Origin of the sequence: Novosphingobium cyanobacteriorum (genome assembly GCF_029436685.1) — a bacterium.
GTDB lineage: Bacteria > Pseudomonadota > Alphaproteobacteria > Sphingomonadales > Sphingomonadaceae > Novosphingobium > Novosphingobium cyanobacteriorum.
The window spans coordinates 93,342-116,901 of record NZ_JAROCY010000006.1; the positions used below are offsets into that span (position 1 = coordinate 93,342).

A 23,560-nucleotide genomic window follows, 5' to 3' on the forward strand; every position below is an offset into this window, starting at 1 on the left:
CGGGAGAATCCCTGCCCATGCGTTCGCTCGCCCTTGTTTCGGCGCTGGCTCTTGCCGTTGCCGCGCCCCAGGTCCTTGCCGAAACCCCGCTGGTCGCGCCCAATCCCGTTGCCGCCGCGGGCGTGCACAGTGACCTGCCGCGCAACGCCGCCCCACTGCACTACACGATAGAGATCGCCCCCGACGCCACCGCCATGGCCTTCACCGGCAAGGCGGGCATCGACATCGCGGTCAGCGAGGCAACGCCCACCATCGTGCTCCACGCGGTAGAACTGACCGTGGACAAGGCTACGCTCACCCCGGTCGGCGGCGGCGCACCGATCACGCTGACTGCCGCCACCAATGCGGCCGAACAGAAGCTGCGCCTCACCGCGCCGGCCGCGATCGCTCCGGGACAGTACCGGCTCGACATCGCCTACAAGGGGACGATCAACACCCAGCCAAACGGCCTCTTCGCGCTCGATTACCCCGACAAGCGCACCGGCAAGACCACGCGCGGCCTGTTCACCCAGTTCGAACCGGCCGACGCCCGCCGCTTTGCGCCGATGTTCGACGAACCGATCTACAAGGCGCCCTGGACCCTCTCTGCCGTTGTCCCCGCCGCGCAGATGGCCGTGGCCAATACCCCGGCGGTAAAGGAAGAACCGCTCGCCGGGGGCCTGAAGCGCGTCACCTTCGCCGAAACTCCGCGCATGTCATCCTATCTGCTGTTCTTTGCGCTGGGCGATTTCGAACGCTTGGCCAAGCCGGCCATGCCCGGGGTCGAGGTCGGCATCGTCTCGCCCGCAGGCAGCGGCGAACAGGCCCGCTTTGCGCTCGATTCGCTGGCGCCGCTGGTCCCCTATTATGCCGACTATTTCGGCCAGCCCTTCCCCCTGCCCAAGCTCGACAACGTTGCCGGGCCGGGCCAGTCGCAGTTCTTCGGCGCCATGGAGAACTGGGGCGGGATCTTCACCTTTGAAAGCATCCTGCTGGAAGATCCGGCCATTTCCACCCCTGCCACGCGCAACGCGATCTACACCACGCAGGCGCACGAAGTGGCGCACCAGTGGTTCGGCGATCTCGTCACCATGGCGTGGTGGGACGATCTCTGGCTGAACGAAGGGTTCGCCAGCTGGATGGAAACCAAGGCGACCGACCATTTCCATCCTGACTGGTTCGCGCCGATGGGCCGCGTCAATGGCCGCGAACAGGCGATGGAGCTTGATGGGTTCCGCACCACCCACCCGATCGTGCAGGAAATCCGCACGGTGGATGAAGCCAACCAGGCCTTCGATTCGATCACCTACCAGAAGGGCGAGGCGGTCATCTCGATGCTCGAGGCCTTCGCCGGTGAGGACGTGTGGCGGGGTGGCCTGCGCGCCTACATGGCGGATCGCAAGTTCGGCAGCAGCCGCACCGATGATCTGTGGGCGGCGGTCGAAAAGGCCGGCGCCCCCGGACTGACCAAGGTGGCGCACGATTTCACCCGCCAGCCCGGCATCCCGCTGGTGAAGGTCACCGCCATGCAGTGCAAGGGCGGCAAGACCACGCTTGCGCTCGAACAGGGCGAGTTCAGCCGTGACCGCATGGCCGAAACCGGCGCCAGCCCCGCGCGCTGGCAGGTGCCGATGCTCGTCTCCGCCGGCGGCGCGCCGGTCCGCTCGATCCTCGATGGCCGCGCCAACGCCGGCAAGGCCTCCGTCACTGTCGACGGCTGCGGCCCCGTGCTGCTCAACACCGGCCAGCTCGGCTACTACCGCGTACTCTATCCGCAAAAGGCGCTGGCCGGCCTCGCCAAGGCGCTGCCCGGCTTTACGCCCATCGACCAGATGGGCCTGGTGTCCGACAACATCGCCCTGTCCTACGCCGGCTACCAGCCGCTTGCCCCGGCGCTCGATCTGCTCGCCGCCGTCCCCGGCAACGCCAACCCCGTCCTCGCCAGCAGCGCCTTCCGCCACTACCGCGCCGCGTGGGATTCGCTGGACAAGGCCCCCGCCGCCCGCGCCGCGCTCACCGCACGCATCGCGAAGACCTGGCGCCCCCGTCTCGAAGCGCTCGGCTATGAACCCCGCGCCAACGAGACCCTGCCCGAAGCGACCCTGCGGACGCAGCTCGTCGGCGGCTTCGGCGCGCTCGGCGATCCGCAGGTGCTGACCGAGGCGCGCCGCCGCTTCGCCCTGCTCAAGGCCAATCCCAAGGCGCTGGACGGGCCAATGAAGACGGTATGGTTCGGGATCGTCGCCCGCCACGCCACCCGCACGGAGTGGGACGCCATCCGCGCCTATGCCGACGCCTCGGGCAGTTCGGTGGAAAAGCAGACGCTCTACACCCTGCTCGCCCGTGCCGAGGACCCGGCGCTCGTCCAGTTCGCGCTAGACCTCGCCCTCACCGACAAGCCCGGCCAGACCACCAGTGCCGGCATGATCGCCATGGCCAGCGGTCTGCATCCCGAAATGACCTATGACTTCGTGATCGCGCATCGCGATGCGGTGGAAAAGCTGGTCGACAGCTCCTCGCGCACCCGGTTCCTCGCCGGCGTGGTGGACAATTCCAACGATCCCGCGCTGGTGCCCAAGGTCGAAAGCTACATGGCGAACCTCGCCCCCGATGCGCGCAAGCCGATGGAGCAGGCGCTGGCTGCGCTCAAGGAACGCCTCCAGTCCCGCCCCCGCTACATCAGCGGCCTCACCGCATGGCTGGGCGTGAAGAAGAAGTAAGGCCTGAAGGCCGGTCTTAAGCTGTTTCGGTTACACCGAAACAGGGACGGCACCGGCCCGCTCCCACGCCCGGCCACCCAACGAGATTGTATGCCCTGGGTGGCCGGGCGGAGGGGCGGGCCGGTGCCGCCTCCCACGTCAGTGGACCAAATTCAGCGAAGCAGCCCGCCCAACAGCCCGCGCGCAAAGCGCCCGAACGCGGCCCCGCCGATCGAGGTCGCCACCGTGCCCACCACGGCAGACAGGCCCGAACTTACCGGCGATGCGCGGGATTTCTTGCCGGTCAGCTCGGCCGCGATCACCGATCCGGCTGAAGCGGCGATGGCGCCTACCGCGGCCTTGCCTGCCTTGCCCCACAGGCTCGGGCTCTGGCGGGCAGAGTTGCGCTGCGCAACTTCGCCTTCCTGCTCCACCTGCGCGGCAGCGGCTGCGGCATCGGCGGCCTTCTGCGCCAGCACTTCGGCCGCGCTCTCGCGGTTGACCGCCGCGTCATACTTGCCGTCGAACGGGCTGACCGACTGGATCACCGCGCGCTCCTTGTCGCTCAACGGACCCAGCCGTGATCGCGGCGGCGCCACCAGCGTGCGCTGCACCACCCCCGGCGCGCCATCGGCATCCAGCGTGGAAACCAGCGCCTCGCCCACCTTCAGTTCGGTAATCACCGTCGCCACGTCCAGGTCCGGGTTGATGCGAAACGTTTCCGCCGCCGCCTTGATCGCCTTCTGGTCGCGCGGAGTGAAGGCGCGCAGCGCGTGCTGCACGCGGTTGCCCAGCTGCCCGGCGATCTTTTCTGGTATGTCGATCGGGTTCTGGCTGACGAAATAGACGCCCACACCCTTCGACCGGATCAGGCGCACCACCTGCTCCACCTTGTCAAACAGCGCCGCCGGCGCGTCGTCGAACAGCAGGTGCGCCTCGTCAAAGAAGAACACCAGCCGGGGCTTGTCCGGGTCGCCCACCTCGGGCAGCGCCTCGAACAGCTCGCTCAGCAGCCACAGCAGGAACGTGGCGTAGAGCTTGGGGCTCTGCATCAGCTTCTGCGCCGCCAGCACGTTGACGATGCCGCGCCCCTGCTCGTCGGCCTTGATGAAGTCGTTGATCTCGAACGCCGGCTCGCCAAAGAACCTGTCCGCCCCCTGGCTTTCGAAGGCCAGCAGCTGGCGTTGGATCGTGCCGACGCTGGCCTTGGAAACGTTGCCGTACTTCGTCGCCAGTTCGCTCGCCTGTTCGGCGCAGGCCGCCAGCGTCGCCTGCAGGTCTGCCATGTCGATCAGCAGCAGGCCGTTGTCGTCGGCATAGCGGAAGGCGACGTTCAGCACGCCCTCCTGCGTCTCGTTCAATCCCATAAGCCGCGCCAGCAGCAGCGGCCCCATTTCCGATATCGTCGTGCGGATCGGATGCCCCGCCTCGCCATACAGGTCCCAGAACACCGCCGGATTGTCGGCATAGGCATAGTCCGTGATGCCCAGGTCCTTCGCCCGCTGCTCCAGCGTGGCCGCGTGCTTGAAGGTCGGGCTGCCCGGCATCGCCACGCCCGAAAGGTCACCCTTCACGTCGGCCATGAACACCGGCACGCCTTCGCGGCTGAACTGTTCGGCGATGGTCTGCAGTGTCACCGTCTTGCCCGTGCCCGTGGCCCCGGCCACCAGCCCGTGGCGGTTGGCGCGGTCCAGCCGCAGCACCTGGCGCTCGCCGTTCGCGCCCAGTCCGATCAGGATATCGCCCATCTTTTCGCCTTCTCGCCCATGCCCGGTTGTCAGTGCCCCTGCAGGCAGGAACCTATGCGGAGCCGCCTTGGGGCGGAAGCGGTTTTTGCATCCTGATCGGTGTGCGGCTATGCGCACTCGCAATCCCATGGACGCCACCCCCTTCATCCTGCTCGACGATGCCCGTCACGATGGCACGGCCAGCGCGCGCCTCTATCGCGCGCCGCGCCGGATCGTCGTCGCGCGGCGTCCCGAAGAGGTCATGCCCGCGCTCGCCCGCATCGGCGAAGGCGGCGGCGATTGGGCAGGTTACATCGCCTATGAAGCTGGACTCGCGCTTGAACCGCGCCTTGCCGGGCGCGCGCCTGCCCGCACCGGCGCCTGCGGCCCGCTGGTATGGTTTGCCCGGTTCGATGAAGTGACCGAGCTGGATGGCGAGGCCGCCCAGCGCTGGATCGCCAGCCATGCGCAGGGCAACGGCCGCCTCGGCCCGCTTGGCGCGCAGCTCTCCGCCGGCGGCTATGCCCGCACCTTCGCCGCCATGCGCGATGCCATCCACGCGGGTGACATCTACCAGGCCAATCTCACCTTCCAGCTCGGCGGCAGCTGGAGCGGCGATCCGCTGGCGATCTATGCCGCCCTGCGGCAAGACAGCCGCGCCGGCCATGGTGGCGTGGTCTGGGATGGCTCGCACTGGCACCTCTCGCTTTCGCCCGAACTGTTCCTCGAACTGGCCGACGGCATGGCCACCGTCCGCCCGATGAAGGGCACCGCCCCGCGCGGGCGCACGCCGGAAGAGGACGAAGCCTCGAAGGCCCTGCTGGCGCAGAGCGTGAAGGACCGCGCCGAAAACCTGATGATCGTTGACCTCATGCGCAACGATCTGTCACGCGTGGCGGAACCCGGAAGCGTGCGCGTGGAACGGCCCTTTGCGGTGGAAACCTATCCCACTCTGCACACCATGGTCACCACTGTGCGGGCGCAGCTGAAGCCGGGCGAGGACGTGCGCAGCCTGATGCGCGCCATCTTTCCCTGCGGATCGATCACCGGCGCGCCCAAGATCCGCGCGATGGAGCTCATCGACGAAGTGGAGCGCGATGCCCGCGGGCTCTATTGCGGTGCGATCGGCCGTGTCGATGCGTCTGGCGATGCCGCGTTCAATGTGGCAATCCGCACCTTGCGCCTTGCCCCCGATCATCCCGGTGCCAGCGGGGGGCGCGCCAGCATGGGGGTGGGCTCGGCGGTCGTGGCCGATTCTTCCGCGCTGGGCGAATGGCGCGAATGCATGGTGAAGGGGAATTTCTTGCGTCTGTCCGCCGGCAATGCCGACTTGATCGAAACGATGGCCTTCGATCCGGCCACGGGCATCGCCCTGCTCGAACTGCATCTTGAACGGATGAAGGCCAGCGCCGCCGAACTCGGCTTCGAATTCGATCGCCACGCCGTGCGCAATGCCATCCACGCGCTGTGCTTCGATCTCGATGCGCCCTCGCGCGTGCGCCTCGTCGCCTCGCGCGCCGGCGCCCATGCGCTTGAAGCCGGGCCGATGCCCGCGCCGGTGGCGGGCCTCGCCTGCGCCATCCTGCCCCTGCCGGTTGCGGAAAATGACTGGCGCCTGCGCCACAAGACCTCTGACCGCGCCTTCTACGAAGAGGGGTTGAAGGCCGCACAGGCCGCCGGCGCGGGTGAGGCGCTGTTCCTGCGTGACGATGGCCTGCTTACCGAAGGCACTTTCACCAACCTTTTCGTCGAACGCGATGGCATGCTGCTCACCCCGCCCGCCACGCTCGGCCTGCTGCCCGGCGTGCTGCGCCGCAGCCTGATCGAATCCGGCCGCGCGCGCGAAGCCGATCTGCGGATCGACGATCTCGCCGGGGGCTTCTTCTGCGGCAATGCGCTGCGCGGCCTCGTGCCCGCCCGCCTGCTCGGCGTCTGACCATCATGCAAAACCTCAGCACCGCGCTCTCGCGCATCCAGCCCTCGCGCACCAATGCGATGACCGACCGCGCCATCGAACTGCGCGCCCAAGGGCGTGACATCATCTCGCTTTCAGTGGGTGAGCCCGATTTCCCCACGCCCGATCACGTCAAGCAGGCTGCCAAGGACGCGCTCGACGCCAATGACACGCGGTACACCGCCGTGGTCGGCACAGCAGCGCTGCGCGATGCGGCGGCGCTGCACTTCCGCCGCGATCTCGGCCTCGTGGTCGATCCCGCCAACGTGATCGTCAGCGCGGGTGGCAAGCAGGCGATCTTCCTCGCGCTCTGCGCCACGCTCGATCCGGGTGACGAGGTGCTGGTCCCATCGCCCTGGTGGGTCAGCTACCCCGAGATCGTGCGCTTCGCCGGCGGCACGGTGGTGGATCTGCCCACCACCGCCGAGGGCGGCTTCCGCCTCTCCGCCACCCAGCTCGAAGCGGCGATCACCCCCGCCACCCGCTGGCTCCTGCTCAACAGCCCGGGCAACCCCACCGGCGCGACCTATCCAGCGGAAGAACTGCGCGCCTTGGGCGAAGTGCTGCGTCGCCACCCCCGCGTGCTGGTGCTCAGCGACGATATCTACGCGCCGCTGCGCTATACCCCCGGCACCCACGCCACACTGGCGGTGGAATGCCCGGATCTTGCCGACCGCATACTCACCGTCTCGGGCGTATCGAAAAGCCACGCGATGACCGGCTTCCGCATCGGCGTCTCCGCGGGCCCCGCCTGGCTGGTGGGCGCCATGGGCAAGCTGCAGAGCCACGCCTCGGGCAATCCCTGCTCTATCAGCCAGGCCGCCGCCGTCGCCGCCTTCACCGGCCCGCAGGAATTCCTGGCCGATTGGCGTGAACGCTTCCGCGTTCGGCGTGATCTCTGCGTCGATGCGGTGCGGGCCATCCCCGGCCTGTCCACCCCGGTGCCCGATGGCGCGTTCTACCTGATGATCGACGCCGCGCCGTTGATGCCGCGCTTCGGCGATGACGAGGCGCTCGCGCTGCACCTGCTCGAACATGGCGTCGCCGTCGTCGCCGCTTCGGCCTTCGGCGGGCGCGATGGCTTCCGCATTTCCTTCGCCGCCGACGATGCCCGGCTGACCGAAGCCTTCCATCGCATCGCCAAGGCGCTCACATGATCGATTTCGACATCCTGTTCGAAGATGGCGAGGCTCTGGTGATAGACAAGCCCGCCGGCCTGCCGCTCGACCAGCCTCGCGCGGGTGGCCCCTCGCTCGAAGACTGGCTCGACGAACTGCGCTTCGGCTTTCAGCGTCCGCCTGCCCCGGTCCACCGGCTCGACCGCGACACTTCGGGCTGCCTGCTCCTCGCCCGCAATCCCAAGGCGCTGAAGCGCTTTTCGGGAGCGTTTGAGGCGCGGGAGGTGACCAAGGTCTATCTCGGCGTCGTCGCGGGCGATGTGGCCGGTGAATCCGGCACGATCGACCTCGCGCTCAGCAAGATCAGCAGCGCCGAAGCGGGCTGGCGGATGATCCCGGCCAAGAAGGGCAAGCCCGCCCTCACCCGCTGGAAAGTCCTCGATCGCAAGGACGGCCTCACCCTTGTCGAGTTTCGCCCCGAAACCGGTCGCACCCACCAGATTCGCATCCACGCCCTCGCCGGCCTCGGCCACGCGCTGATGGGCGATCCCATCTACGGCGACGGCAAGGGCGCCCAAAATGGCAAAATGGGGCGGACGATGCTCCACGCCTCGGCGCTCACCGTCCCCCGCGAAGGCAAGGCCCCGATCACCGCCACCGCCGCGCTGCCGGCAGACATCGCCGCTCTTGGGTTCGATCTGCCCGCCTGATCTTGCGTACACCCCCATCCCCAGCGGGGAGGGGCGCGAGACTTGCCGAACCGCAGGTTCGCTAGTCGCAGCGGGGTGGGGGTTCTACGCCAGCAGGCAAACGACCCACCTGGCCCCCACACCCGCAAAAAAAGGGCCGGTCCGAAGACCAGCCCTGGAAAGTTTGGGAGAGGATGCCTGAAAGGCCCGTCCCTTGTGCACTGCATCATGAGATTGTGCAAGTGCGAAATAGTACGATCCGGTTGCATCTGGCACAATTGACAGGTCTCACCCTTCCACAGGCCCCCTCCTGCGGTTAGAAGCGCCGGCATGGTCGCGATCCCCGTCACCCGCTCGATCTTTATTGACAGCGACGAGCTGGTGGAGAGTTTCGCGCGCGCTTCAGGCGCCGGTGGCCAGCATGTGAACACCACAGACAGCGCCGTCATGCTCCGCTTCGATGTCGCCGCCTCGCCCGGCCTGCCCGATCCGGTCAAGCATCGCCTCGCCCAACTCGCCGGCTCACGCATGACGCGCGAAGGGGTCCTTGTCCTGCGCAGCGAAGGCTCGCGTTCGCAGCTGCTCAATCGCCAGGAAGTGCGCGATCGCCTGTTCGAGCTGATCCGCGAGGCGACCGTGGTGCCCAAGAAGCGCAAGCCCACGCGCCCCACCAAGGCCTCGCAAGCCCGCCGCGTCGACGCCAAGGCCCGCCGTGGCTCCGTCAAGGCCGGCCGCGGCAAGGTGAAGCTGGACTAAGCCAGCCCGACGCCCAATCTCCGTTCGTGTCGAGCGAAGTCGAGACACCCCACCCGCCCGGCAGGTTGCTATTCCGGCGTTCCCGAAGCTTCGGGCGCCAGCAGGTCGGCCGGCACGGTCGCATCCACCAGCGGCGGCGCGGGGCGCGATTCCAGCATCTGCGCCGCGTCATCCAGCGCCTTGGCCTCGCCCTGGGTCACCCCGCCGGGGCCGGGATCGCTGTCGCGCGAACAGCCTGCCACTGCGGCGGCCAGCATGAGCGCGAGCGCAGGGCCAGCGATCAGCCCCCGCATCGTTACTGCTGCGGCTCGGTCTTGGGCTGGGCCTGTTCGGCTTCGGCGGCAGCAGCCTTGGCGGCTTCGGCGGCGCTCATCGCGGCGTCGGCGTTGCTGCGCGCGGCCTGCTCGGCACTCATCGCCGCTTCCGAAGCGTCGGCGGCAGGATCGGCAACGGGCGGCGGGGCGGCCAGCGAAGGCGCGGCGGCAGGCAGTTCGTCCGCCGGCATCTCCACGTTGTCGGGCGTGGCCTGATCGGCCGCATCGTCCGACTTGCCGCAGCCCGCCAGCGAAAGGGCGGCAGCGGCAGCGAAGGCGGTCAGGGCGAACTTCTTCATGGGGATCCCTCTCGGTTCTTTCGGCTGCCAACATGCGCGGGCAGCGTATCGCGCGGTTCTATCCGTCAGCCTGCCCGCAAAACAACCCCCAAGACGTCATATGCGTCGAGTTGCGGCTTTCTACCACATGATATAAAGAAATCCTTATATCCCTTGCCACATATAAAGGATACTTTATATGGCGATCACAATGACCCTGCTCGACTCCCTCCGGGCCCTTGCCGACCCAACCCGCGTGCGCATCATGCGGCTGCTCGCCAGCATGGAGCTGGCGGTGGGAGAGCTTGCGCAGGTCCTCGGGCAAAGCCAGCCCCGCGTCTCGCGCCACGTGAAGATCCTGTGCGATGCCGGCCTTGCCGAACGGCGCAAGGAAGGCGGCTGGGTCTTCCTGCGCAGCGCCCTGGGTGAAGCGGGGGACGGACTGGCTCCCGCTCTCGCCGCGCTGCTCGCCGCCGCTGAACAGGGCGATCCCGCCTTCGCCCGCCAGTGCGCGGAAGACCGCCAGCATCTCGAAGCCATCCGCACCGCGCGCCACGCCCATGCCGAAGACTATTTCGCGCGCCACGCCGCCGAATGGGACAGCCTGCGCAGCCTGCACATCGCCGATGGCCCGGTGGAATCCGCGCTGGAGGCCATGCTGGCCGATCTTGCCGGCAACAAGACGCTCGGCCGCCTGTTCGATGTCGGCACCGGCACCGGCCGCATGGCAGAACTCTTCGCCGACAAGGCCGATCACATCACCGCGCTCGATCGCAGCCCGGAAATGCTCCGCCTCGCCCGCACCCGGCTGCAGCACCTGCCTGCGGGCAAGGTCGAGCTGGTCCAGGGCGATTTCGCCCAGCTGCCCTTCGCCGCCGCCAGCTTCGATACCGTGCTGTTCCACCAGGTCCTGCACTATGCGCTCGCGCCCGAAGCCGTGCTGGCCGAGGCCGCCCGCGTCACCGTGCCGGGCGGGCGCATCGCCATCGTCGATTTCGCCGCGCATGATCGTGAAGAGCTGCGCGAGCGCCACGCCCACGCCCGCCTCGGCTTTTCCGACGCGCAGATTCACGATCTGCTCGCCGATGCCGGGTTCGATCTCGCCGCCGAACGCGCCCTTCCGGGGCACGAACTGATCGTCAAGCTATGGACCGGGGTCCGCCGCCCCGCGCAAAAGACATGAACAGCACCAATCCCACTTTCGACCAGCTGCGCGAAGCCCGCACCGCGCTCGATACGCCCCTGTTCGCCGGCCTGCCGGGCGATATCCGGGTCAGCTTCGAATTCTTCCCGCCCAGGACAGACGCCCTGATGGAGCAGCTGTGGTCGGTGGTCGAAGTGCTCGCCCCGCTCGATCCCGCCTTCGTCTCGGTCACCTATGGCGCGGGTGGTTCCACCCGCGATCGCACCCACGGCACCGTGGCACGCATCATCCGAGAGGCACGGCTGCCCACCGCCGCGCACCTCACCTGTGTCGACGCCACCAAGGCCGAGATCCGCGAAGTGGCCGAATCCTATTGGGAAGCGGGCGTGCGCCACATCGTCGCGCTGCGTGGCGACATGGGGGCTCCCGGCGTGCCCTTCACCCCGCATCCCGATGGCTATGCCAATGCTGCCGATCTGGTCGCGGGCCTCAAGGATATCGCCCCCTTCGAGATCTCCGTCGCCGCCTATCCGGAAAGCCACCCGGATTCGCCCAGCCGCGCCGCCGATATCGACAACCTGAAGCGCAAGCTTGATGCCGGGGCCACCCGCGCCATCACCCAGTTCTTCTTCGAGCCCGAAACCTTCTTCCGCTTCCGCGACGATCTTGCCGCCGCCGGCATCGATGCGCCGGTCCTGCCCGGCATACTGCCCGTGTCCAACGTGGCGCAGACGCGCAAGTTCGCGCAGGCCTGCGGCGCGGCGATCCCGGCGTGGATGGACGGCCTGTTCGAAGGGCTCGATACCCACCCCGCCTCGCGCCAGCTCGTCGCCGCCACCATCGCCGCCGAATTCTGCCGCCGCCTCTATGCCGGCGGGGTCCGCGATTTCCACTTCTACACCCTAAACCGCGCCGAACTGTCCTACGCGATCTGCCACCTCCTCGGCCGTCGCCCCAAGGCCTCGCCGCTGGAGAAGGCCGCATGACGCTGATTCCCTCCGCCGCCCGCACTGCCTTGGTCGAACAGGCGCGCCAGCGCATCCTGATCACCGATGGCGCCTTCGGCACCGAGATCCAGAATTACCGCCTGTCCGAGGCCGACTATGCCGGCACCCTCGGCCTCACGAAGGACCAGAAGGGCAACAACGACATCCTCGCGCTGACCAAGCCGGAGGTGCCCGAGGCGATCCACCGCGCCTACTTCGCCGCCGGAGCGGACATCGCCGAAACCAACACCTTCAGCGCCAACCGCATCAGCCAGGCCGACTATGCCGCCGAGCATCTGGTGCGCGAGATCAACGTGGAAAGCGCCCGGCTGGCCCGCAGCGTGGCCGATGAATTCGCCGCCAGGGATGGCCGCCCCCGCTTCGTCGCCGGCGCCATCGGCCCCACCAACAAGACCCTGTCGCTTTCGCCCGACGTCAACGATCCGGGTTATCGCGAAGTGGACTGGGACCTGATGGTTGATGTCTATGCCGAACAGGTGCGCGCGCTGGTCGAAGGCGGCAGCGACTTCATCCTGATCGAAACCGTGTTCGATACGCTCAACGCCAAGGCTGGCGTCATGGCGGTGCGGCGGGTGGAACAGGAGCTCGGCCGCGAAGTGCCGATCATGCTGTCGATGACGCTTACGGACCTCTCGGGCCGCAATCTGTCGGGCCATACGGTCGAGGCGTTCTGGTACGCCATCCGCCATGCCAAGCCCGTCACCGTCGGGCTCAACTGCTCGTTTGGCGCCACCCAGCTGCGCCCCCATGTGCGCGCGCTGTCGCAGATCGCCGATACGCTGATCATGGTCTATCCCAACGCCGGCCTGCCCAACGAACTGGGCGAGTACGACGAAGCACCGCAGACCACCGCCGCCCTCGTCAAGGAATGGGCCGACCACGGCCAGGTCAACATACTCGGCGGCTGCTGCGGCTCCACCCCGGACCACATCGCCGCCATGGCGTCAGCCGTACAGGGCCTCCCCGCGCGCACCCTGCCCACGCCGGAAACCGTAACCCGCCTCGCCGGCCTCGAACCTTTCGTGATGGCTGGCTGACGCCTGCCCCCGCCGCAAGGCCGGGGGTCCACATTCTCCCCTCCCGCTTGCGGGAGGGGCAGGGGGAGGGCCTGTTACCCTCCACCTGGATGAACCCGCCCTCCCCTACCCCCTCCCGCAAGCGGGAGGGGAACTGGAATCGACAATGACCACCTCCACCACCACCCCTGCCAATGCCGGTTCCCGCTTCGTCAATGTCGGCGAACGCACCAACGTCACCGGCTCGGCCGCGTTCAAGAAGCTGATCCTTGCCGGCGACTATGCCAAGGCGGTGGAAGTGGCGCGCCAGCAGGTGGAAAACGGTGCGCAGGTGATCGACGTCAACATGGACGAAGGCCTGCTCGATGCGGTCGAGGCCATGACCACCTTCCTCAAGCTGATCGCCGCCGAGCCCGACATCGCCCGCGTGCCAGTGATGATCGACAGTTCGAAGTGGGAAGTGATCGAGGCTGGCCTCAAGTGCGTCTCGGGCAAGCCCATCGTCAATTCCATCAGCATGAAGGAAGGCGAGGAGGCATTCCTCACCCACGCGCGCAAGTGCATGGACTATGGCGCCGCCGTGGTCGTGATGGCCTTTGACGAGAAGGGCCAGGCCGACACGAAGGATCGCAAGGTAGAAATCTGCGAGCGCGCCTACAAGCTGCTGATGGGCATCGGCTTCCCGCCCGAGGACGTGATCTTCGATCCCAACGTCTTCGCCGTCGCCACCGGCATCGAGGAGCACGATCGCTACGCCCTGGATTTCATCGAGGCGACGCGCGAGATCAAGGCGCGTTGCCCGCACGTCCACATCTCGGGCGGCCTGTCCAACCTCTCGTTCAGCTTCCGCGGCAACGAAACGGTGCGCCGCGCCATGCACTCGGTGTTCCTCTACCACGCCATTCCGGCAGGCATGGACATGGCCATCGTCAACGCCGGACAGCTTGACGTCTATGCCCAGATCGATCCCGTGCTGCGCGAAGCCTGCGAGGACGTGCTGCTCATGCGCCGCGCGGATGCGACAGAGCGGCTGATCGAGCTGGCCGAAAGCTTCAAGGGCAAGGACGCGGTTGCCGAAAAGCAGGCCGAGGAATGGCGCAGCTGGGACGTTGTTCGCCGGCTGGAGCACGCGCTGGTCAAGGGCATCGACGCCTACATCGTCGAGGATACCGAGGAAGCCCGCCTGCTCCACGCCCGCCCGATCGAGGTGATCGAAGGCCCGCTGATGGCCGGCATGAACACCGTGGGCGACCTGTTCGGATCGGGCCAGATGTTCCTGCCGCAGGTGGTGAAATCCGCCCGCGTGATGAAGAAGGCGGTGGCCCACCTCATCCCCTTCATCGAAGCGGCGAAAGAAGAGGGCGCCAAGGCCAAGGGCAAGATCGTGATGGCCACGGTGAAGGGCGACGTCCACGATATCGGCAAGAACATCGTCGGCGTGGTCCTGCAGTGCAACGGCTACGAAGTGATCGACCTTGGCGTCATGGTGCCGTGGGCCACGATCCTCGACACTGCGAAGAAGGAAGGCGCCGACATCATCGGCCTTTCCGGCCTGATCACCCCCTCGCTGGACGAGATGGTGACCGTGGCCGAGGAAATGCAGCGCGCCGGCTTCACCATCCCGCTGCTGATCGGCGGGGCCACCACCAGCAAGGTCCACACCGCGCTCAAGATCGACCCGGCCTATGATGGCCCGGTGGTCCACGTGCTTGACGCCAGCCGCGCCGTCGGCGTCGCCAGCCAGCTGCTGTCCGACACCCAGGCGCTTGGCTTCATCAAGGCGACGGCCGCCGATTACCAGCACGTGCGCGATGCCCGCGCCGGCAAGGGCGGGTCCAAGCTGCTGCCGTTGCAGGATGCGCGCGACAACGCCTTTGCGCCCGACATGTCGGAAAAGGCGCCGCCGCCCGAACAGCCCGGCCTGCATGTGTTTCCCGATTGGGATCTTGCCGATCTGGTCGAAACCTTTGATTGGACGCCCTTCTTCCGAGCCTGGGAACTCGCCGGCACCTATCCCGCGATCCTGACCGATCCTGTCGTGGGTGAAAGCGCCACCAGCCTGTTTGCGGATGCCAGGGCCATGCTCGAGAAGATCGTCTCGGAGAAGTGGCTGACGGCCAAGGGCGTCGCCGGCTTCTGGCCCTGCGCCCGCCACGGTGATGACGTGGTGCTGCATCCCGATGATGACGAGCTGTCGGTCCGCCTGCCCTTCCTGCGCCAGCAATTCATCAAGAGCCGGGGCCGCGCCAACTTCTGCCTGGCCGATTTCATCGATCCGGCGGGCGACTGGCTGGGCGGCTTCGCCGTGGGCATCCATGGCATCGAACCGCACCTCGCCCGGTTCCAGGCCGCCAACGACGACTATTCGGACATCCTGCTGAAGGCCTTGGCCGACCGTTTTGCCGAAGCCTTTGCCGAGCGCCTGCACCAGCACGTGCGCACCACGCTGTGGGCCTATGCACCGGGGGAGCAGCTGACCAACGAGGCACTGATCCGCGAACAGTATCGCGGCATCCGCCCCGCGCCGGGCTATCCCGCCTGCCCGGATCACAGCCTGAAGCCGGTGCTGTTCGATCTGCTGCGCGCGCAGGACAACGCCGGCATCACGCTCACCGAATCGCAGGCGATGCTGCCCACCGCAGCGGTCAGCGGGTTCTACTTCGCCCACCCGGAAAGCCAGTACTTCGGCGTCGCCACCATCGGCCGCGACCAGCTGGAAGACTATGCGGCGCGGCGGGGGGTGGACCTTGCGACGGCAGAGCGGTGGCTGCGCCCCAATCTCGACTGAGGCAAGCGCTGCGTGTGCGGAGAGCCCCCACCCCCAACCCCCTCCCTTGTCCTTCGACAAGCTCAGGATGAGCGGGGAAGGGGCATGGAGAGCATCCGGCGGCGAGCCCGGACTTTTGCCTGAGGATCAAGACGGACCTGCGCGACCGGTGCGGGCGCCATGCGTGGCGCCGCAAGGGAGGGCGGGCAGCGCGCATTTGCGAGTGGCCGGGCGGGGCGTTGCAGCCGCTTCGGCGCAGCCTGTGACCGGACGGAAGCTCGATGCCGGGTGGCGGCTCGCGTGCCAGCCCGGTCCGTAGCGCCATTGGCAAGGGGAAGAGGCCGGGAGCGTCACACGGATAGGTCACCGTAGGTCCGCCGGGAAGCGGGATGCCGTTTCGTGCCGGAGGCCCGACCCGGGCCCTTGTCCGACGCATGCACGCGGCTGAACCACCGCCCCACATCCGCCGTCCGTTGCTTTGGCTTGGGATTTGCCCGGGGCTGGGGCTTTACGCCCTCGTGCTGGCAAGGCTGCCAGTTCCCCGCGATGCCGAACCCGCGCCGGTCGCGTCGGGCTTCGGCCTGAGGGGCCTGACCCGAAGGAGCGAGGGCGAAGCCGGCCATGCCCGCTCCCGGTCCAAGGCTGGGGCATATAACCTATTTGGTTATAATTGTCAAGTTCATGCGTATAGCTGTGCCACGCACTAGACCCGTCGCGTCAGGATCAGCCAGCCCGCCACGCCATTCAGCGCGGAATAGGCGATGTAGCCCAGCAGGCCCCACACTTCGCCCTGCGCGGCCAGCAGCATGCCGGCGAACAGCATGAGGAACTCCACCGCCAGCGAAAGGCGCCGGCTCATCGCGTGGTAGAACCACGGCATCCGTCCGATCAGCGGGTGCCCGCATTCCATCACCGCGCCGTGCAGCGCGAAGTTGGCCACGCCAAGGATGAAGGTGAGGAGAATCGCCATGTTTGGCGCAGCCTACACCACCGTGGCGGGGCGGGAAGAAGCCTTTCCTGTCGTTCGCCGGATGCACCATGTCGTTCGTCGGGCGACCGTGCCGCTGGTCGGGTGCATTCGCGGGATTGTCGAGCCTGCCGCGCATCGCCCCGCGGCCGGGGGTATCAGGATGGCATGCGGCGGCGGTCCCTTGCGAACCCCACCCCCCGAACCCCCAAGGGGCCCCGTCGCGACCGAGTTGAACCCCATGCCAAGGAGCCCCGCCATGACCTTCACCAAGACCCTGATCGCCGCTGCCGCCGCCAGCACCATCGCCTTCGCCGCAGCCCCTGCCGCCTTTGCGGAAGAGCCGGTCACCGTGACCCGCCTGGTGCGCTACAGCGATCTCGACCTCGCCAGCCCCGAAGGGCAGGCAAAGCTCGACGCCCGCCTGCGCTATGCCGCCGCCCGGGTGTGCGAAACCAGCAGCGGTCCGCACCCGCTGTCCGAAGAGATCTCCAGCCGCCGCTGCTACACCCGCGCCCTCAACGGTGCGCGCCAGAGCTTTGCCGCGGTGATGACCAGCAAGTCGCTTAGCCGCTGATGGACCGGCGGCCCCGCGAGCCGGTCGGGAAGCACTCCAGCCCCGCTTCCCGGCCGGTTCGTGGAATGCTTTTGCCTGTTGCGGCACAAACCTTCGATGGATGTCGAAGGCGCACCAAACGAAGGCCCTTTGCTATTTCACCGCCCGAACCGGCGACCTGCCTTCGGCCTCGATGTCGGCACGTTCGCGCCAGGTGAGATCCGCCGGGCCCAGCACCCGGTCATCATGCGCGCGGATGGTGATGGGCAGGATCGGCTGGCCGTCGCGCGCGTCGCACAGCACGGGATTGGCCGGCACGCCCAGCGCCCACTTCTCCCCCCACTGGCGCAGCGCCAGCATGGCGGGCAGCAGATCAAACCCCTTTGGCGTGAGCCGATATTCGATGCGCCGGCGATCGTCGGCGCACGGTTCGCGCTTCAGGATGCCGGATTCGACCAGGCGCGACAGGCGGTTGGAAAGGATGTTGCGTGCAATGCCGAGCTGATCGAGGAATTCCTCGAAGTGACGCACCCCGTTGAACGCGGCGCGCAGGATCATGAACGACCAGCGCTCCCCCATCGCCTCAAGCGCGCAGGGCAGGCCGCAGGCGGCCAGATCGGACAAGGGTTCGCGCAGTTTTTCCATATCGGTTCCCGCCATAGCGCAAAGGCGCAAGCGATGTAAGTTTTTAGTTGCAACTTAAAACCTAGATATGTAGGTATCGATTCGCAACTGAAATCCGCATCCTCTCCAGGACGCTCCGCACGGCGGCTGGTTCCGTCAGCGGCGCCCCAGCGCCGGGTTTCATGCACGGACATAAGGGGAAGAGACATGACTGCAACCGTTGACGGTGGCCTGCGCCGCCTGCTGCCCGCCCTCGCCGCGCTGGCGTTTTCGGCCGGATCGTTCGCCATAACCGCCCAGCCCGCCCGGGCCGAAGGCGGATACTACACCGCCGCGCTGGCGGCCCCGCTGGCCGCGCCGCAGAAGGTGATCGAAGGCGGAGTGTTGTGGAACTGCGCCGGCACCGCCTGCACCGCGGCCCGCGACACCTCTCGCCCGGCCATCGTCTGCGCCCGTCTGGCGCGCAAGGTGGGCGAAGTGACCCGCTTTGCCACGCCCAAGGGCGAACTGGCCGCAGAAGACCTGGCCAAGTGCAACAGCAAGTGAGTTTTCCAGCCTGACCTGCTCCAGCGCGTGCCCGCCCCGACCCTGCCGGGCGCGCCAAACCTGACAGGCCGTGGAGCGAACGCATGCCGCTCCACGGCCTTCTTTTTGGCATGGATTTGTCCGTGACCGTTCAGGTTGCGGTTCCTATAGCATGGCGCCATGCGCCCCCTTGCACTTGTCGCCGCCCTGTCGGCCGCCCTGCCCGCACCCGCCTTCGCTGCGGACGCGCCCGCGCAAGCGCTGACCGACGTGCACCGCACCGAACTGCGCTGCGCCGCCGCATTCGCGCTGGCCGCCAATGCGCAGGCGCAGGGGGACGAGGCGGCGCAGGGCCTGCCGCCACTGGCGGTAAGGGGCAAGCGCTACTTCACGATGGTGGGGCAGCAGGTGATGGAGCAGGCCGGCATGACCCGTGAACAGGTGCGTGACCTGCTGACCGCCGACGCCACGGCGATCCAGCAGGCGGCCGCAACCGATCCCGCTTCCGCGCTGACTTCCGCCGTAAAGCCTTGCCTCGCCAGCCTGGAAGCCAAGGTGCCGCCGCTCAAGACGCCGGACCTGCTGCAATGCTCTGCGATCCTCAGCCTCGCCTTCGACGAAGTCCATGCACGAGAGGGCATGAGCGACGCGGCCAAGGACATGAAGACCCTGGCCACCGTTCTGGCCGCGCGCGAGCACGAGGCGCTGGTGGCGCAAGGGCGCAGCAACGACGAGGCGGATGCCACGCTGGCCAAGGCGCACGACGCCATGCTGGCCGAGGCGACGGACAGCGCCGGCGGGGTGGAGAAGTACGATATCGACCATTGCTACGACCTCGCCAGGCCGGATGCCAAATCGCACTACTGAACCGGCTCGCGATGCGGTATTGCTCCACCGACGCCGGATAGTCCGGCCGGAGGGGGCAAGATGGAAGCGGTACTGCTGCTGCTGATCGTTCTGGTGGTCGTTTACGTGCTGATGGGCGTGCGCGTGGTGCGGCAGGGCCATGTCTATACCATCGAGCGGCTGGGCCGCTTCACCCTGGCAGCGCGGCCGGGGCTGCATTTCCTGATGCCGTTCGTCGACCGGGTGGGCCACAAGGTCAACATGATGGAGCAGGTGCTCGACATCCCCGGACAGGAAATCATCACGCGCGACAACGCCATGGTCGGCGTGGACGCGGTGGTGTTCTTCCAGGTGCTGGACGCGGGGAAGGCGGCCTATGAGGTGTCAGACCTCTATGTGGCGATCATGCAGCTGACGACCACCAACCTGCGCACGGTTATGGGTTCGATGGACCTGGACGAGACGCTGTCCAAGCGCGACGAGATCAACGCGCGGCTGCTGTCGGTGGTGGACCACGCCACATCGCCATGGGGGGTGAAGATCACCCGGGTGGAGATCAAGGATATCCGCCCGCCGGTGGACATTTCCAACGCCATGGCCCGCCAGATGAAGGCGGAGCGCGAAAAGCGCGCCCAGATCCTTGAGGCAGAGGGTTCGCGCGCATCGGAGATCCTGAAGGCGGAAGGGCAGAAACAGGCGCAGATCCTTGAGGCCGAGGGGCGCAAGGAGGCCGCGTTCCGCGATGCCGAGGCGCGTGAACGATCGGCCGAGGCCGAAGCGAAGGCGACCATGGTGGTGTCCGAAGCGATTGCCGCATCGGGCACGCAGGCCCTGAATTACTTCGTGGCGCAGAAATATGTCGAAGCGGTGCAGCAGTTTGCCACATCGCCCAACGCCAAGACCATCCTGTTCCCGGTGGAGGCGACGCAGCTGATCGGAACGCTGGGCGGAATTGGCGAGCTGATCGGAGATGCGGTGAAGGGTCCGCCGCCGGCCCCGCAGCCGCCGCGTTCACCGCGCCCGTCGGTGCCGACGATCACGCCCGGACAGGGGTGAGCGCCATGACGGTCCTGCTGGAATCGCCGTGGGCCTGGGTGGCGCTGGGCGTGGTGCTGGCCATCGCCGAGCTGCTGGTGCCGGGCTATTTCCTGATCTGGATTGCGGCGGCGGCCTTGCTCACCGGCCTTGCCGGGCTCGCGCTGCCCCTGCCCTTTGCCGTGCTGGCGCTGCTGTTCGTGGCGATGGCGGGTGTGGCGGTGCTGGCCGGACGGCGCTGGTATGCACGCAACCCGGGGGTGGATGCGGACCCCGCGCTGAACGATCGCGGCGGCCAATTGGTGGGCCAGGGCGCCGTGGTGGCCTGCGCGATCAGCGGCGGCAGTGGCCGGGTGCGCCATGGCGACACCGAGTGGTTGGCGCGCGGGCCAGACCTGCCTGCGGGCGCGCGGGTGCGTGTGGTTGGCCATGAGGGCACCGTGCTTGTTGTGGAACCCGCCTGATCCCATATCGCTGCGCGAAGGAGATCCCCAGATGGTCGACAAGCTGAATCTGACCGAAGCCGAATGGCGCGAACGACTGACCCCCGAGCAATACCAGATCCTGCGCCAGCATGGCACGGAGCGCGCCTTCACCGGCAAGTATGAAAAGAACAAGGCCGCGGGCGATTACACCTGCGCCGGGTGCGGTGCGCCGCTGTTCGAGTCCGACGCCAAGTATGACAGCGGATCGGGCTGGCCCAGCTTCTATGCCCCGGTGGATGACGAGATGGTCGACGAGATCACCGACCGCAGCCATGGCATGGTCCGCACCGAAGTGCGCTGTGCCCGCTGTGACGGGCATCTTGGCCACGTGTTTCCCGATGGTCCCGCACCCACCGGCCTGCGCTATTGCATCAACAGCGCATCGCTGGATTTCAAGCCGAAGGAAGACTGAACTGCGACGCTTTCGCCACTCGTGAAACTTCCCATTAACCCTGCGTTATATTTGCCCTATGCATGAGGCGCCCGTCAGGGCGGGCAAGCATGCCTGTGCACGATAACGAGGGAAGCAATCAAAGCTGATGGCCAGGCGGGACATTCCCCGGCGACGTCCGGAGCCCGAAGACGAACCGCGCGGCCGGTCAGGCCGTGGCAGCTCCTTCATCGGAAGGCTGCTGCGCCGGATCGTGGTATGGGGCGGCGCGCTGACCCTGCTGGGCGCGATGGCGCTGACCGCCGCGGTGCTGATCACCGCGCGGTCGCTGCCGAGCTATGACCGGCTGAAATCGAGCCAGGCGGGCCAGACCATCGTGGTGCGCGCGGCCGATGGTTCGGAAATCGTCACGCTCGGGCCCAGCTATGGCAAGTGGATTCCCATCCGCGCCGTGCCCGGTGTGATGCAGGATGCCATGGTGGCGGTGGAAGACCGCCGCTTTCGCAGCCATTGGGGCGTGGACCCCATCGGCATCGCCCGTTCGGTGTGGGTGCGTATCCAGAGCGGCCATTGGCGGCAGGGCGCGTCCACCATCACCCAGCAGCTGGCCCGCAACGTTTTCCTGAACAACAGCCGCACCTTCGACCGCAAGATCCGCGAGGCGGTGCTGGCGCTGGCGCTTGAGACCCGCTTCAGCAAGGACCAGATCCTCGAACTCTATCTCAACAAGGTCTATTTCGGCGGCGGCGCCTATGGCGTGGATTCGGCTGCGCGCAAGTTCTTCGGCCATTCGGGCGAGCAGCTGAACCTGTCGGAAGCGGCGATCATCGCCGGGCTGGTGAAGGCGCCATCGCACTATTCGCCCACGGCGGACAAGGATGCCGCCGTCGAACGCGCGAAAACGGTGCTGGGCACCATGGTGAAGGCCGACAAGATCACGCCTGCCGAGGCCGATGGCGTCGATTTCAAGGCGGTCAGGTTCGCTTCGGAGCAGGGCCAGAACTCCGCGCGCTATTTCACCGACTGGGTGCTGCCGCAGCTGGACCTGCTGCTGCCCGACAACGACCAGCCGATCGAGGTGTGGACCACGCTGGACCCCACGGCCCAGCGCGCCGCAACCGACGCGATCCAGGCCTTCGCGCCCAAGGGTGCACAGGGCGCGCTGGTGAGCGTGGACCGCGATGGCGCAGTGCTGGCCATGGTGGGCGGCACCGACTACGTCACCAGCAACTACAACCGCGCCGTCAACGCCGTGCGCCAGCCGGGATCGGCGTGGAAGCTGTTTGTCTATCTCGCCGCGCTGGAAGCGGGCTACAAGCCCGAGGACAAGGTGCGTGACGAGCCGGTGACGATCGACGGGTGGAGCCCGCGCAATTCCGGCGGCACCTATGCCGGCGAGATCGACGTGCGCACCGCCTTCGCCTATTCCAAGAACACCGTGGCGGCGCAGCTGGGCAACGAGGTGGGCTTCGGCGCGGTGGCCAACATGGCGCGCCGCTTTGGCATCACCACCCCGATCAACACGATGCCTTCGATGGTGCTGGGCACCAGCGAAGTGCGCGTGATCGACATGGTGCGCGCCTTTGCCGAAGTGCAGGCCAAGGGCACCAACGTGATGCCCTATGGCATCCGCAAGGTGACCACCACCGATGGCGAGGTGCTCTACAGCCACCGGCCCGACAACCCGCAGCAGCTGGTGCCCAACTATGTGGCGGCGGGCATTACCGACCTGATGCAGACCGCCGTCAGCACCGGCACCGGCCGCGCGGCGCAGATCGGCCGCCCCGTGGCGGGCAAGACCGGCACCACCAGTTCCAACAAGGATGGCTGGTTCCTGGGCTTTTCCAGCGGGATCACCACCGGCGTGTGGATGGGCCGCGACGATGCGCGCGCGGTGCCCGGCCTGCAGGGCGGCACCGCCCCGGCGCGGGCTTTTGCGTCATACATGAAGGTCGTCACCGCCAAGCGCCCGGTGGAGCAGTTCGAGACGCAGCTGACCCTGCCGCAGTGGCAGCTGGAGCCCGATGACGAGGCGATGCAGTCCAATCCGGACGACTACTTCTATGTCGACCCGAACGGCGATGTGGTGAACGGTGCGGGCCAGCGCGGCCCGCAGGCGCCGGATGAAGCTGTGCCTGTGCCCGAGGACGGGGTGGAGCAGGATGCGCCGGCTGCGGCCAACGACGATTTCCTCAACCGCGCCACGGGCCGTGACGCGCCACGGCAGCGCGTTCCCGCCGGAAGGCCCACCACCAGCGCCGGGCCGCAGCGGCAACAAGCCAACCCCGCGAACTTTTAGGCCACACGTTCGTTGTGCGGTGGATGGGTCCTGCCGGACCCGATACCGACAGGAGACGAACAATGGCTCTGTTCAAGCTCGCCGCCGCTGCGACGGTCGGCTATTTCATCTGGAAGGCGTCGAAACAGACCGCTTCCAACGCGGAACCGGCGGCCTTCGCCACGGGCGAGGGATCGGGCGAAAACTTCTCCAAGGTGCGCTCGGCCGGCACCGAGGGCATGCGTTCGGACCCGCCCAAGTGGGACAAGGTGGACCAAGCCGGGGACGAAAGCTTCCCGGCGAGCGATCCGCCGTCAACGTACTGATTGTGGTACGATGGGGGCAGGCAGGCTGACATTATGGCAGCCGAGAGCCCCCGGCCATCGCCCGTCGCCCGAAGGGGAG

General features: G+C 67.4%; 22 protein-coding genes. 17 read left to right on the plus strand and 5 right to left on the minus strand.

Annotation, left to right across the window (positions count from 1 at the left end; translation table 11 throughout):
• The first annotated feature begins 17 nt into the window (after window positions 1-17).
• Window positions 18-2,699 (plus strand): M1 family metallopeptidase, encoded by a 2,682-nt coding sequence (locus POM99_RS08180; RefSeq protein WP_277276590.1) that lies wholly within the window; start codon window positions 18-20, stop codon window positions 2,697-2,699.
• Window positions 2,700-2,851: 152 nt separating this feature from the next.
• Here the strand turns inward: POM99_RS08180 and POM99_RS08185 are convergent, their stop codons facing one another.
• Window positions 2,852-4,426: a helicase HerA-like domain-containing protein gene (locus POM99_RS08185; protein WP_277276592.1), complete on the minus strand. Its 1,575-nt coding sequence runs from the start codon at window positions 4,424-4,426 to the stop codon at window positions 2,852-2,854.
• Window positions 4,427-4,553: 127 nt separating this feature from the next.
• Here POM99_RS08185 and pabB point away from each other — a divergent pair, with 127 nt between their 5' ends.
• The 4 genes from pabB to arfB all read left to right on the plus strand — a co-directional run bounded on the left by pabB (window position 4,554) and on the right by arfB (window position 8,922).
• Window positions 4,554-6,341, plus strand: coding sequence for an aminodeoxychorismate synthase component I (gene pabB, locus POM99_RS08190; protein WP_277276594.1), 1,788 nt, complete (start codon window positions 4,554-4,556; stop codon window positions 6,339-6,341).
• A 5-nt stretch (window positions 6,342-6,346) separates the two neighbouring features.
• Window positions 6,347-7,516, plus strand: a complete 1,170-nt coding sequence (locus POM99_RS08195; protein ID WP_277276596.1) for a pyridoxal phosphate-dependent aminotransferase — start codon at window positions 6,347-6,349, stop codon at window positions 7,514-7,516.
• Window positions 7,513-8,187 carry an RluA family pseudouridine synthase gene (locus POM99_RS08200; RefSeq protein ID WP_277276598.1) on the plus strand — a complete coding sequence of 225 codons (675 nt, stop codon included), beginning with the start codon at window positions 7,513-7,515 and terminating at the stop codon, window positions 8,185-8,187. Before POM99_RS08195 ends, POM99_RS08200 begins: the two co-directional genes overlap by 4 nt.
• Before the next feature lie 309 nt (window positions 8,188-8,496).
• Window positions 8,497-8,922, plus strand: a complete 426-nt coding sequence (gene arfB / locus POM99_RS08205) for an alternative ribosome rescue aminoacyl-tRNA hydrolase ArfB (protein ID WP_277276600.1) — start codon at window positions 8,497-8,499, stop codon at window positions 8,920-8,922.
• Between the two features lie 68 nt (window positions 8,923-8,990).
• Here the strand turns inward: arfB and POM99_RS08210 are convergent, their stop codons facing one another.
• Complete coding sequence (locus POM99_RS08210; protein WP_277276602.1) at window positions 8,991-9,215, minus strand: hypothetical protein; 225 nt, start codon at window positions 9,213-9,215, stop codon at window positions 8,991-8,993.
• A 2-nt stretch (window positions 9,216-9,217) separates the two neighbouring features.
• Entirely contained in the window at window positions 9,218-9,535 is a 318-nt protein-coding gene (locus POM99_RS08215; RefSeq protein ID WP_277276604.1) for a hypothetical protein, read from the minus strand.
• A gap of 178 nt (window positions 9,536-9,713) precedes the next feature.
• Here POM99_RS08215 and POM99_RS08220 point away from each other — a divergent pair, with 178 nt between their 5' ends.
• From POM99_RS08220 to metH, 4 genes are all read left to right on the plus strand, one after another.
• Window positions 9,714-10,697, plus strand: coding sequence for an ArsR/SmtB family transcription factor (locus POM99_RS08220; RefSeq protein ID WP_277276607.1), 984 nt, complete (start codon window positions 9,714-9,716; stop codon window positions 10,695-10,697).
• Window positions 10,694-11,644, plus strand: a complete 951-nt coding sequence (gene metF, locus POM99_RS08225; RefSeq protein ID WP_277276609.1) for a methylenetetrahydrofolate reductase [NAD(P)H] — start codon at window positions 10,694-10,696, stop codon at window positions 11,642-11,644. The genes POM99_RS08220 and metF overlap by 4 nt, the downstream gene beginning before the upstream one ends.
• Window positions 11,641-12,702 carry a homocysteine S-methyltransferase family protein gene (locus POM99_RS08230; RefSeq protein ID WP_277276612.1) on the plus strand — a complete coding sequence of 354 codons (1,062 nt, stop codon included), beginning with the start codon at window positions 11,641-11,643 and terminating at the stop codon, window positions 12,700-12,702. Before metF ends, POM99_RS08230 begins: the two co-directional genes overlap by 4 nt.
• 145 nt (window positions 12,703-12,847) lie before the next feature.
• Window positions 12,848-15,469: a methionine synthase gene (gene metH / locus POM99_RS08235; RefSeq protein ID WP_277276614.1), complete on the plus strand. Its 2,622-nt coding sequence runs from the start codon at window positions 12,848-12,850 to the stop codon at window positions 15,467-15,469.
• Between the two features lie 682 nt (window positions 15,470-16,151).
• On the opposite strand, the gene POM99_RS08240 is transcribed toward metH, so the two are convergent.
• Window positions 16,152-16,418, minus strand: coding sequence for a hypothetical protein (locus POM99_RS08240; RefSeq protein WP_277276616.1), 267 nt, complete (start codon window positions 16,416-16,418; stop codon window positions 16,152-16,154).
• A 256-nt stretch (window positions 16,419-16,674) separates the two neighbouring features.
• Here POM99_RS08240 and POM99_RS08245 point away from each other — a divergent pair, with 256 nt between their 5' ends.
• Window positions 16,675-16,992: a UrcA family protein gene (locus POM99_RS08245; protein ID WP_277276618.1), complete on the plus strand. Its 318-nt coding sequence runs from the start codon at window positions 16,675-16,677 to the stop codon at window positions 16,990-16,992.
• 132 nt (window positions 16,993-17,124) lie between these two features.
• On the opposite strand, the gene POM99_RS08250 is transcribed toward POM99_RS08245, so the two are convergent.
• On the minus strand, window positions 17,125-17,631 hold the full coding sequence (locus tag POM99_RS08250) for a winged helix-turn-helix transcriptional regulator (protein ID WP_277276621.1): 507 nt from the start codon (window positions 17,629-17,631) through the stop codon (window positions 17,125-17,127).
• Between the two features lie 171 nt (window positions 17,632-17,802).
• On the opposite strand from POM99_RS08250, the gene POM99_RS08255 reads away from it, so the two are divergent.
• The 7 genes from POM99_RS08255 to POM99_RS08285 all read left to right on the plus strand — a co-directional run bounded on the left by POM99_RS08255 (window position 17,803) and on the right by POM99_RS08285 (window position 23,481).
• The gene (locus tag POM99_RS08255; protein ID WP_277276623.1) at window positions 17,803-18,141 is read left to right on the plus strand and encodes a DUF8200 family protein; all 339 of its coding nucleotides are present in this window, start codon (window positions 17,803-17,805) and stop codon (window positions 18,139-18,141) included.
• A 159-nt stretch (window positions 18,142-18,300) separates the two neighbouring features.
• Window positions 18,301-18,987, plus strand: a complete 687-nt coding sequence (locus tag POM99_RS08260; protein ID WP_277276625.1) for a hypothetical protein — start codon at window positions 18,301-18,303, stop codon at window positions 18,985-18,987.
• A 60-nt stretch (window positions 18,988-19,047) separates the two neighbouring features.
• The gene (locus tag POM99_RS08265) at window positions 19,048-20,022 is read left to right on the plus strand and encodes an SPFH domain-containing protein (protein WP_277276627.1); all 975 of its coding nucleotides are present in this window, start codon (window positions 19,048-19,050) and stop codon (window positions 20,020-20,022) included.
• 5 nt (window positions 20,023-20,027) lie between these two features.
• Window positions 20,028-20,465: an NfeD family protein gene (locus POM99_RS08270; protein ID WP_277276629.1), complete on the plus strand. Its 438-nt coding sequence runs from the start codon at window positions 20,028-20,030 to the stop codon at window positions 20,463-20,465.
• Window positions 20,466-20,496: 31 nt separating this feature from the next.
• The gene (msrB, locus tag POM99_RS08275; protein ID WP_277276631.1) at window positions 20,497-20,898 is read left to right on the plus strand and encodes a peptide-methionine (R)-S-oxide reductase MsrB; all 402 of its coding nucleotides are present in this window, start codon (window positions 20,497-20,499) and stop codon (window positions 20,896-20,898) included.
• 127 nt (window positions 20,899-21,025) lie between these two features.
• Entirely contained in the window at window positions 21,026-23,176 is a 2,151-nt protein-coding gene (locus POM99_RS08280) for a transglycosylase domain-containing protein (protein ID WP_277276633.1), read from the plus strand.
• A 62-nt stretch (window positions 23,177-23,238) separates the two neighbouring features.
• Window positions 23,239-23,481: a hypothetical protein gene (locus tag POM99_RS08285; protein ID WP_277276635.1), complete on the plus strand. Its 243-nt coding sequence runs from the start codon at window positions 23,239-23,241 to the stop codon at window positions 23,479-23,481.
• Window positions 23,482-23,560: the final 79 nt, after the last annotated feature.